Annotated in this window: 7 protein-coding genes; 5 read left to right on the top strand and 2 right to left on the bottom strand. The window is 38.7% G+C overall.

Features of this window, described 5'->3' with window-relative positions; genetic code table 11:
- Positions 1-53: 53 nt before the first annotated feature.
- The 3 genes from thiH to RTK36_RS08565 all read left to right on the top strand — a co-directional run bounded on the left by thiH (position 54) and on the right by RTK36_RS08565 (position 3,446).
- Positions 54-1,307: a 2-iminoacetate synthase ThiH gene (thiH, locus tag RTK36_RS08575; protein WP_312046229.1), complete on the top strand. Its 1,254-nt coding sequence runs from the start codon at positions 54-56 to the stop codon at positions 1,305-1,307.
- Positions 1,300-1,899 carry a thiamine phosphate synthase gene (locus RTK36_RS08570; RefSeq protein WP_312046227.1) on the top strand — a complete coding sequence of 200 codons (600 nt, stop codon included), beginning with the start codon at positions 1,300-1,302 and terminating at the stop codon, positions 1,897-1,899. The genes thiH and RTK36_RS08570 overlap by 8 nt, the downstream gene beginning before the upstream one ends.
- Positions 1,900-2,384: 485 nt before the next feature.
- Entirely contained in the window at positions 2,385-3,446 is a 1,062-nt protein-coding gene (locus RTK36_RS08565; protein WP_312046225.1) for an NAD(P)H-dependent flavin oxidoreductase, read from the top strand.
- A gap of 232 nt (positions 3,447-3,678) precedes the next feature.
- On the opposite strand, the gene RTK36_RS08560 is transcribed toward RTK36_RS08565, so the two are convergent.
- On the bottom strand, positions 3,679-6,771 hold the full coding sequence (locus RTK36_RS08560) for an S-layer homology domain-containing protein (protein ID WP_312046223.1): 3,093 nt from the start codon (positions 6,769-6,771) through the stop codon (positions 3,679-3,681).
- 514 nt (positions 6,772-7,285) lie between these two features.
- On the bottom strand, positions 7,286-7,921 hold the full coding sequence (locus RTK36_RS08555; protein ID WP_312046221.1) for a GntR family transcriptional regulator: 636 nt from the start codon (positions 7,919-7,921) through the stop codon (positions 7,286-7,288).
- A gap of 280 nt (positions 7,922-8,201) precedes the next feature.
- On the opposite strand from RTK36_RS08555, the gene iorA reads away from it, so the two are divergent.
- Both iorA and RTK36_RS08545 read left to right on the top strand, forming a co-directional pair.
- Positions 8,202-9,983 (top strand): indolepyruvate ferredoxin oxidoreductase subunit alpha, encoded by a 1,782-nt coding sequence (gene iorA / locus RTK36_RS08550; protein WP_312046219.1) that lies wholly within the window; start codon positions 8,202-8,204, stop codon positions 9,981-9,983.
- A 5-nt stretch (positions 9,984-9,988) separates the two neighbouring features.
- Positions 9,989-10,561 carry an indolepyruvate oxidoreductase subunit beta gene (locus RTK36_RS08545; protein WP_312046217.1) on the top strand — a complete coding sequence of 191 codons (573 nt, stop codon included), beginning with the start codon at positions 9,989-9,991 and terminating at the stop codon, positions 10,559-10,561.
- Positions 10,562-10,568: the final 7 nt, after the last annotated feature.

Raw genomic sequence — 10,568 nt, 5'->3', positions numbered from 1 at the left:
CATCTTCTTCCGACCCGTTGACGGGCTTTTTACATAACTAGGAGGTGAATTTGGTGGAAAATCAATTTTTTGTGGATTCAGAACATTTATCTGAAACTGCCCTTGAAAAGAAGCACTTACTAGAAACAGAGCCATCCTGTCGTAAAAATCATATGGAATATTTACCTGGGATGGAGCAAATTCAGTCCAATATTTGCGAAAGTGTTATGGCTCAAATGAAATCTTATGATTATACCCAATATACTGCATCTGATGTAAAAACGGCACTAGAGCATGAGACTTGTTCTATGGAAGATTTTAAGGTTTTGTTATCCCCAGCGGCAGAGCCTTTCCTAGAGGAGTTAGCTCGAAAAGCCAGGCTAGAAACCAGCAAACATTTTGGCAACACGGTATATCTTTTTACTCCCCTGTACATTGCTAACTATTGTGAGAACTACTGTGTTTATTGCGGTTTTAACTGCTACAACCACATCAAACGTGTGAAACTGACGATGGAGCAGATAGAGCATGAAATGAAGGTGATTGCAGAAAGTGGGATGGAGGAAATTCTAATACTTACTGGGGAAAGTCGTAGTCAAAGTGATGTGGCCTATATTGGTGAGGCATGCAAGTTGGCACGAAAATATTTTCGTATGGTTGGGTTGGAAATCTATCCTGTTAATACTGATGAATATAGATATCTCCATCAATGTGGCGCTGACTATGTAACTGTGTTTCAGGAAACCTATGATCCAGAGAAATATGAAACTATTCATCTTTGTGGTCATAAGCGTGTTTGGCCATATCGCTTTGATGCCCAAGAGCGTGCCCTTAGAGGAGGAATGCGAGGAGTTGGATTTTCTGCATTATTAGGGCTTTCGGATTTTAGAAAAGATGCCCTTGCCAGCGCACTTCATGTATATTATTTACAAAAAAAGTATCCTCAAGCAGAGATGTCTCTCTCTTGCCCAAGACTTCGGCCTATCATCAACAATGATAAAATTAATCCTATGGATGTTGGTGAAAAACAACTCTGTCAAATGATATGTGCGTATCGTATTTTTTTGCCATTCGTTGGAATCACTGTGTCTTCTCGTGAGAGTGCGTCCTTTCGCAATGGCATCGTGAAAATTGCGGCTACCAAGGTTTCTGCCGGTGTTTCAACAGGTATTGGTGACCATGAAAACAAATATAAGGGAAAGGAATCGGATGAAGAACAAGGTGATGAACAGTTCGAGATTGATGACAATCGCAGTTTAGATCAAATGTATCAGGATATTTCAGAGGAAGGCTTGCAACCTGTTCTCAATGATTATCTATATGTATAATATTATTTGTGTCACCAATCGTCAGCTGTGTGAAGGGGATTTTCTACACCGCATAGAAAGAATTGCCTTCAATCATCCTAACGGCATTATTCTACGGGAAAAGGATTTATCAGAAGAAGCATATAAGCAGTTGGCAAAACAGGTGTTCCAAATTTGTACAAAGCACCAAGTCCCCTGTATCCTACACAGTTTTGTGGATGTTGCTATAGAGCTTGGCGCCCAGGCAATACATCTCCCGTTGCCCATCCTGAGAGATGTGACCGAAACCAAAAAAACCCGCTTTCAAGTAATTGGAAGCTCCTGTCATTCCATCAAGGAAGCTTTGGAGGCCCAGCGCCTTGGCTGCTCTTATATAATTGCAGGACATATCTTTTCAACAGACTGTAAAAAGGGTTTAGAGGGACGAGGGCTTCACTTTTTAGAGCATGTTTGTGCCAGTGTGTCTATCCCCGTATATGCCATTGGAGGGATCGACCAAGACAACATTGGCGCTGTCCATGAGGCAGGGGCGAAAGGTGGTTGTGTCATGAGCGGTCTGATGAAATGCTGTGATGTAGCAACATATTTCGCCAGGTATGAAAAAAGTGAATGATGTAGCTGATTATGTTAAAGAAAAGTAATCATAAACACTTAAGATTTCTATGGAATAGTGCGCTGATATAATGTTTTTGCCCTTATCTTATGCATGAAATATAATCCATAATTACCCATAGAATGGACATTCGGAATGCGTAAATAAGATACCAAAATTGAAAAGAAGAAGGGATTTCCGAGGGGTGGAATGCATGTTCCATCTCTCGATTTTTACTTTAAAAAAGAGACGAAAATATTGAAGGCTGTGGTGCCAATGAAGTACAAATGTGATTGCTTTAAAATACATGAATGAAAGTTCCAAATAAATCACTCATAAATTGAAAATTAACTGGGGAATATAGCATTAACATTGGTTAATTTAGATCGGTTTAACTGTTGTGAAGGGCAGGGGAGATGATGTAGTTTCTATTGACAGATGATATGGTATATATTATCATATTATAAGATAAACGTGTTATTATTAAATACAAAACGAGGTGCAAAATGATTAAACTCAAAGGGGTACGAATTGGTGACTTAGAAATAAAAGTGCCCATTATTCAAGGTGGAATGGGTATTGGAATTAGCCTTTGGCGTTTAGCTGGAGCGGTTGCAGCGCAAGGTGGAGTAGGTGTCATTTCAGCGGCACAACCCGGTTTTTTAAAAGAGAACTTTGGCAAAGAGCCTTTGAAAGCGAATCTCGAGGCTTTGGCAGAAAATATAAGAAAGGCCAAAGAAATAAGTAAGAATGGCGTTATTGGTGTAAATATCATGCGTGTATGCACAAACTTTGACCAATATGTGCAATGTTGCGTTGATAGCGGTGCCGATGTTATAATTTCTGGTGCGGGGCTGCCGTTAGAGCTTCCCGAATTACTTAAGGACACAAAGGTGAAATTTGCACCCATTGTTTCCTCTTTGAGAGCCGTTCAATTAATGTTTAAAAGATGGGATAAAAAATTTGGTCGTGTGTCAGATTTTGTGGTTATAGAGGGGCCAAAAGCCGGTGGTCATTTGGGTTTTACACCAGAAGAGGCAGAAAATCTGACCAATGAAGAATATGATCAGGAAGTTGTAAAGATTGTTGAATACGTGAATAGCTTTGAAGAAAAATATGGTCATATTCCAGTTTTCTTTGCTGGTGGTGTCTATGACAGAGCTGATATTGACCATTATATAGGTTTGGGTTGCAGTGGGGTACAAATGGCAACTAGATTTGTGGCAACGGAAGAATGTGACGCAGCTGATGCATACAAAGAAGCATATATTAATGCAAAAAAAGAGGATGTTATGATTGTGAAAAGTCCTGTTGGGTTGCCGGGCAGAGCAATTCGTAATACCTTCACGAAGGAAAGAGAATTAGGACGTCAACCTGTGGTAAAATGTTTTAATTGCATTGAGAACTGCAATCCTGCAACAACCCATTACTGTATTTCTCGTGCCCTCATGGAAGCAGCAGTAGGAGAACAAGAGAATTCTCTTCTTTTCTGTGGTGAGAATGTATGGCGGGTGGATAAGATTACAACTGTAAAAGAAATCTTTGATGAATTAAATGGTAATTCTTAATTTGATATTTAGAATTAAATTATATCGTCTTTTCCTGTAAACTGAGAGTAGGGAAGTTACTGATATAATTTTAGAGTGATATGTAATGAAAATTTAAGGCTGGCAAGGTTTTTAAAAAAATAGCAGTTACTTTTCCCATATCATGTGTAATCTTTAAATTAAAAATATAAAATGGTAAACCATAAAAAGAAGCACTGTTCTTATTTGTAGAACAGTGCTTCTTTCGTATGCATTAGATTAAGTTTGATTTTTTCAATAGTTTTTCTAGAATGACAGCAACTTCCGCCCTTGTAACATCATTCTTTGGAGATAAATATCCATTTCCTGTTCCTGAAATGATGTCATGTTTCAAGCAAACTCCAAGGCTTTTCTTTGCATAGTTTGATACATCTTGCGCATCTGAAAAGGTGTTCAAAATGGAGTTTAGTTCTTGATCTGATAGCTCAGTTTCTTTACCTGTAAGCTTCATGGCTCTGGCGGTCATAGCGATTGCCTGCTCTCGGGTGATTTTATCATTTGGGGCAAATGTTTTTTCATTGTAGCCCATGATAATGCCATATTGGCTCGCTGTTTCTGCAAAAGGTTTGAACCAGTCGGCAGAATCGATATCAGTAAAGCTGTCCGTTCCTTTTCCAAGTTCAAGCCCAAGTGCTCTTACAACCATAGCTGCAAACTCTGCCCGTGTAATAGCAGCATCGGGGTTATAATTCCCATTGCCTACACCTGAAACCACCATGCGAGAGCCCATATTATTTATAGAATCCTTTGCCCAATGATTTTCAACATCTGCATATGTGATTGGATTCCATATTACGGTATAGGTACTATTCGTTACACTATTTATCTTTGCAAAATACTTTTCATCAATTTTGACAACTTGCGTTGGTACATGTCGTATATTGCCTTTTTCATCTATTACAATGCCCGTTGTAATCTTATTAGGATCGACATTTTCAGGGATTGCTACTAATCTTTCAACATAAGAATTGAATTTTTCAATTTCTACGGTCTTACCGTTGTGAGTACAATTAATTTCAAAATCTACCCCCGGTACCATAACAGTAAATCCTTCGTGGGTAGCGGTATTCTCAATCAATTTTACCTTGCTTGTTGAAGGCTCTGCAATACTGATGCTTACCTTTATATCTGCAAGGGATATCCCTTGTCCAAGTTGTTGAGATACGGTGTCAATATCAATTTGTTCTGCGGGGAGGGTGTATGTAGCAGTTTTTGTTTCCAAAACTAAAGTAGCACTTTTGTCCTCCATGCTCTTTATCATCTGACCAGTAAGGATACCTTGAGCAATGCCAGAATCTTCATTTATGGAAATGGTTGCAGTTGCGCCTTTGCCCTCAGTTTCTAATTTCTTTTCTAGCTTAGTAACATCCACAGTGAAGATTTTTATTGATTGTCCATTTGCATCTGTTTTGCTAGTTATTGTTCCTGCTGTTTCTGCCTTACCATTTACGAATACCACACCATCATTATTGGTTGCCGTTGTTGAGGTTGGGGTAACTGATGTGGAACCACCGGAATTTCCTTTGGATTTATGAAGCATAATCGCATTTGATGGAGCTGACTGGTTACTTACTCCAAGGGCGTTAGTCGCAGATACTGTAAATGTGTAGCTAACGCCACGACTTAGTCCGGAAATAGAGAAAGTAGTGCCTGTACCATTTGCAATAATCAAACCGGGGGTGGAAGTTACTGAATAATGTGTAATTGTGCTTCCCCCGTTGTCAGCCGGTGGCGTAAAGCTTACGAACACTTCTCCGTTTACTACTGTTGCCACAACATTTGTTGGTGCTGATGGAATTGTAAGTGTTCTGACACTGGTGGATGCTTCACTAACGACATCATTAATCCCCTGAATTACATAATATCTTGTTCCTTGTTCTAAGCCGCTAAACCTTACCGTACCGTTACCAATGCTTGTTGGATTGCTGGAAATTAAATTGCCGGCAAAAGTGTATAAGCTAACTGTGGCATCTGGATATACGTTAGATACATCCACATAGTTAAATCCCCCAGCAGCCTCTGGAACCCTAAGTATGGAATTAACAAAAGTAGAATTAACGCTTTCAATACCACTGACTGTTTGAGTAACATAGTATTCCGTTTTTTTAGGAACTACATTTTCAAAGGTAAATGTTGATTCAGTTACATCTGTCGCAGTTGCACAAACTGAGTTACTATCTATATCGTATAGTTTAAGGGTGGCCCCTGATGTAAAATTTTCTACCAATATGCTTTCCAATTTTGGTGTTACCTTAGGTGCCGCTGGTGCATTGGGTGCTGAAACTGTGGCATATGCTTCTGCACTCACGACCCCATTTATGCTTTGATTAACGTAATACTGTGCCCCTACTGTTAATCCGCTAAATCTAATAGAATCGTCACTGTTGGTTGCTGTAACACTAGATACCTCAGACCCTGCAAAAGTATATAAAGTTACATTAGCGCCTGTGTAAACATTGCTTACATCAATGAAACCAACGCCTGCTGTTGCAGTTGGAACTCTAAGGATGGAATTAATAAATTCAGTGTTTGCTCCTTCAATTCCATTTACTGTTTGAGTAACATAGTACGCAGTTTTTTTAGGAACTACATTTTCAAAGGTATATGTTGATTCGGTTACATCTGTTGCAGTTGCACAAACTGAGTTACTATCTATATCGTATAGTTTAAGGGTGGCCCCTGATGTAAAATTTTCTACCAATATGCTTTCCAATTTTGGTGTTACCTTAGGTGCCGCTGGTGCATTGGGTGCTGAAACTGTGGCATATGCTTCTGCACTCACGACCCCATTTATGCTTTGATTAACGTAATACTGTGCCCCTACTGTTAATCCGCTAAATCTAATAGAATCGTCACTGTTGCTTGCAGTAACACTAGATACCTCAGACCCTGAAAAAGTATACAAAGTTACATTAGCGCCTGTGTAAACATTGCTTACATCAATGAAACCGACGCCTGCTGTTGCAGTTGGAGTTTTAAGAATCGGGTTAACAAAATTTGAATTTTGGCTTTCCAATTCGCCAACTGTTTGTGTAACATAATACATGGTTACATTGGGTACCACATTTTCAAATGTATAGGTGGTATCTGTTATAGGGTCTGTCGTTTTAAGTACTATGTTTTGTGTCTTATCGTACAATTTAAGAATTGCACCGGAGCTAAAATCACTTACCTCTATTGCACCTTCACCTGCCGTCGCCGTAGGTGCATTTGGTGCATCGGCAAATGCTGTAAAGGGCATCATAGATATTACCATAATCATTGTTAAAGCAAGTGCGATTGTTTGTCTGAATAATAATTTTTTCATTAGCAGCCCCCATTTAATATGTTTGTATGAACACTTAACCCTAGCATTTCATTTCCAAAAATCCAATCTTAGATAACACTACTTGTTTTGCATTTCCATGTAAATGTTGTGGTTCAAATATGATATTCTTCAACCTTCTTTCTTAAAAATCTGCAATATTATATCCTTATAAATTTAATATAAATGCCGATGGCATATCTTGTCAATCAATTAAAAATAATATTTTAAAATGTCGTTTTATTTTTCCTTTGGAGGTATTTTGAAGATAGCTTTCTTTACGTGGAAGTCAGTTTTCCAACAGCAAAATGAGCTATGGAATATTGATTGCGAAAAAGATATTCGTGTTTTGAATTCAATGATATCACGCAATTTTAGAATGTTAAAATTACTAAAAAGAACCTCCTACACACTATTAGATTGCCTTAACATCAAATAGAGCGCAGGAGGTTTTTTATAAATGCTAATCAGGAATAGACAATGAATGGCTTTTTCAATAAGAAGACCATTTTAAGAATTATACATGCTTATCATAATGAATAAAGAACCAATGTTTTGCCGAAGCAATATCATTTTTTTCAATACTTTCAAGAATCATGGAATGCTCAAAGATGTTTCTTTGATGTTCCTCGGCATTTCTTTGATTGATGTGCAATGCCATCAAAAAGAAAATATCCTCCATTTGTTCGTAAATCGAAAGCAGATAAGTGTTTTGGGTTGCGTAAACGATGCTTTTGTCAAAAGCAAGGGCATATTTGATGGAGGTTTGCATATCCGAATGATCTTCAATATCTTTTTGCACTTGCAGAAGCTGGCGCATTTTTTCGATAGCGATATTTATTTTATTTTGTGACAAGCATAACTCATATGCACCGTAAACAACGGTAAATAAAGAAAAACAAATTTCACGAAAGGCGGTAGGGGAAAAAGAAATAATTCGTGAGCCCACATTAGGAACATATTCCACCAGACCTTGCTTTTCCAGCATGGTAAGGGCTTCACGTATTGGGGAGTTGCTCACGTTTAATTCCGTAGCTAATGTGTCGATATTTATTTTTTCACCTAAATGGTAGGTCTGATTCAAAATCATCTCTTTAATAATTTCGTATACTTGGTCTTTCATCGTTGATTTTTGTAATTTTATTGAAGGCATTATTTAAAATAGCCTCCTTTCTTAGCTTAAGCTTATGTTTGTAACTGAAATTATGTCATATTTTAAAGAAAAAATCAATGAATAAATGGATCTATCAATACCAAAAACACCTCAAAAAGCACAGAAGTTATATGCAAAAGCAACTTTTGCAAAAAAATGTTGACAAAAACAGTATAATATGGTAATTATTTAATATAAATCGTGCATGATCCATAATGCATCATGCATAATATATAAAAAACAGAAATAATTATTGCTTTTTTAGGGAAGGAGAATGAAGATGAAACAGTTATTAACTGGGGATGAGGCAATTGCGCGGGGGGCATTTGAAGCAGGTGTCCATTTTGCGTCTGCTTATCCGGGGACACCCTCTACAGAAATTTTAGAGAGCATTTCAGGTTATGAGGAGGTATGTGCTGAATGGGCACCAAATGAAAAAGTGGCGCTCGAATCAGCCATTGGTGCTTCTATTGCAGGGGGGAGAGCATTGGCGGCAATGAAGCATGTGGGGCTGAATGTGGCTGCTGATCCTTTCTTTACATTTGCTTATACAGGAGTCAATGGCGGTGCAGTTATTATTACCGCAGACGAGCCGGGACAGCATTCTGCTCAGAATGAACAGGATAACCGCAACTACGCTAAGGCTGGGAAAGTACCTATGTTTGAACCTGCTAATAGCCAAGAATGTAGAGATATGGTGATTGAGGCATATCGCATCAGTGAACTTTATGACTGTCCTGTTCTGATTCGTATGACAACAAGGGTTTGTCATGGTAAATCTATTGTCACATTGGGTGAAAGAAAAGAAGTTCCCATCAAAGAATACCTAAAGGATGTAAAAAAATATGTATGTGTTCCTGCAAATGCAAAGGGTTTGCGCAGGAATTTAGAAGTGAAATTAGAAAAGCTGAAAATATTTGCAGAGTCAACGCCCTTTAACTTTACTGAGATGAATAATTCAAAGGTTGGCGTTATAAGCTCTGGCGCTTGCTATCATTACGCAAAAGAGGTTTTTAAAGAGAATGCCTCGTACTTAAAATTGGGTTTTACATATCCCATGCCGGATGAGAAAATTATTGATTTCTGCCGACAAATGGACACAATTTATATCATAGAAGAGAACGATCCCTATATCGAGGAACGAGTAAAGCTTCTAGGTTTTGATTGCCATGGTAAGGATTTACTGCCCAAATACGGGGAAATGACCCCTGATGTAATCAAAAAAGCATTTTTTAATTTAGAAATTCCGTTGATTACTTATCCCGACGGAATGGTAGTAGACAGACCGCCAACATTGTGCGCTGGCTGCCCTCATAGAGGTTTTTTCTATGAACTGGGAAAACGTAAAAATGTTATGGTCTCAGGAGATATAGGGTGTTATTCTCTGGGTTTTGCAAAACCATATAATGCCATGGATTCATTAATTTGTATGGGTGGCGGATTTAGTATTGGGCATGGCGCCCAGAAAATCTTCAATATGAAGAAAGAAGAAAAAATGCGTGTGGTTTCCGTTTTGGGTGATTCAACATTCTTACATTCGGGTATAACATCTTTGATGGATGTTGTTTATAACAATAGCAATACAGTGAGTGTGATTTTGGATAACCGTATCACTGGGATGACAGGACACCAGGAAAATCCCGGAACAGGCTATAATGCCAAGGGTGAGCATGCACCAGCAGTGGACATCGAGGGTATTGTCCGTGCATTGGGCATTCAGCATATCTGCACAATAAATCCTAACCAGCTAAATGAAGTGAGCAAAGTTTTGGATGAATTCTTGGAATTGGATGAACCTTCTGTTATTATTACAAAATGGCCTTGCGCACTCAAAAAATTCTCCACGGAGGATAACAATAATTTTGCAGGGGCTTTCACTAGAAAAATGGTTATTAATGAGGAAAAATGTATTGGCTGCAAACTGTGCATGAAGTGCGGCTGTCCGGCAATTCGATATGATGGTGAAAAGAAACAGGCTGTAATTGATGATATACAGTGTTTAGGCTGTGGCATATGCAACCAGTTGTGTCCTAAAAATGCGATTGAGTGGAAGGAGGCGTGAATGCTATGACAAAGAATGTTTTACTGGTTGGTGTTGGCGGTCAGGGTACTATTTTGGCAGCAAAGCTTCTCACCCAAGGGCTGATGGAAGCGGGATATGATGTTAAGATGAGTGAAATTCACGGGATGTCTCAGCGTGGCGGTAGTGTTTCCTCTCATGTTCGTTATGGTGAGAAAGTAGAAGCAACCACCATTGATCCCGGTGAAGCGGATATGTTGGTTTCTTTTGAAAGAATGGAGGCCCTGAGGGCGCTGGCATATCTGAAACCTGATGGTTTGGCTGTAGTGAATGAACATGAAATCCCTTCCATGCCAATATTGGCTGGGGATGCAGTTTATCCGAAAAATGCCGTGGAAGAAATACAGAAGCATGTGAAAACAATTGTGTTGGATGCTACCCAGATGGCACTGGATTTAGGCAATGTCAAAGCTGCAAATATTGTTTTGTTGGGTACAATTATTAAAGCCATGGGGCTAGAAAATATCGATTGGGAAAATATCATCAAGAAACAGGTGAAACCTGGGTTTGTTGATGTGAACTTGAAAGCAGTTCGCTGTGGGATGAACGTTGTAAAATAATGAAAAT

This window comes from Anaerotignum sp. (assembly GCF_031981185.1).
Lineage (GTDB): Bacteria > Bacillota > Clostridia > Lachnospirales > Anaerotignaceae > Chakrabartyella.
This window is presented reverse-complemented; position numbering and strand designations above follow the sequence as displayed.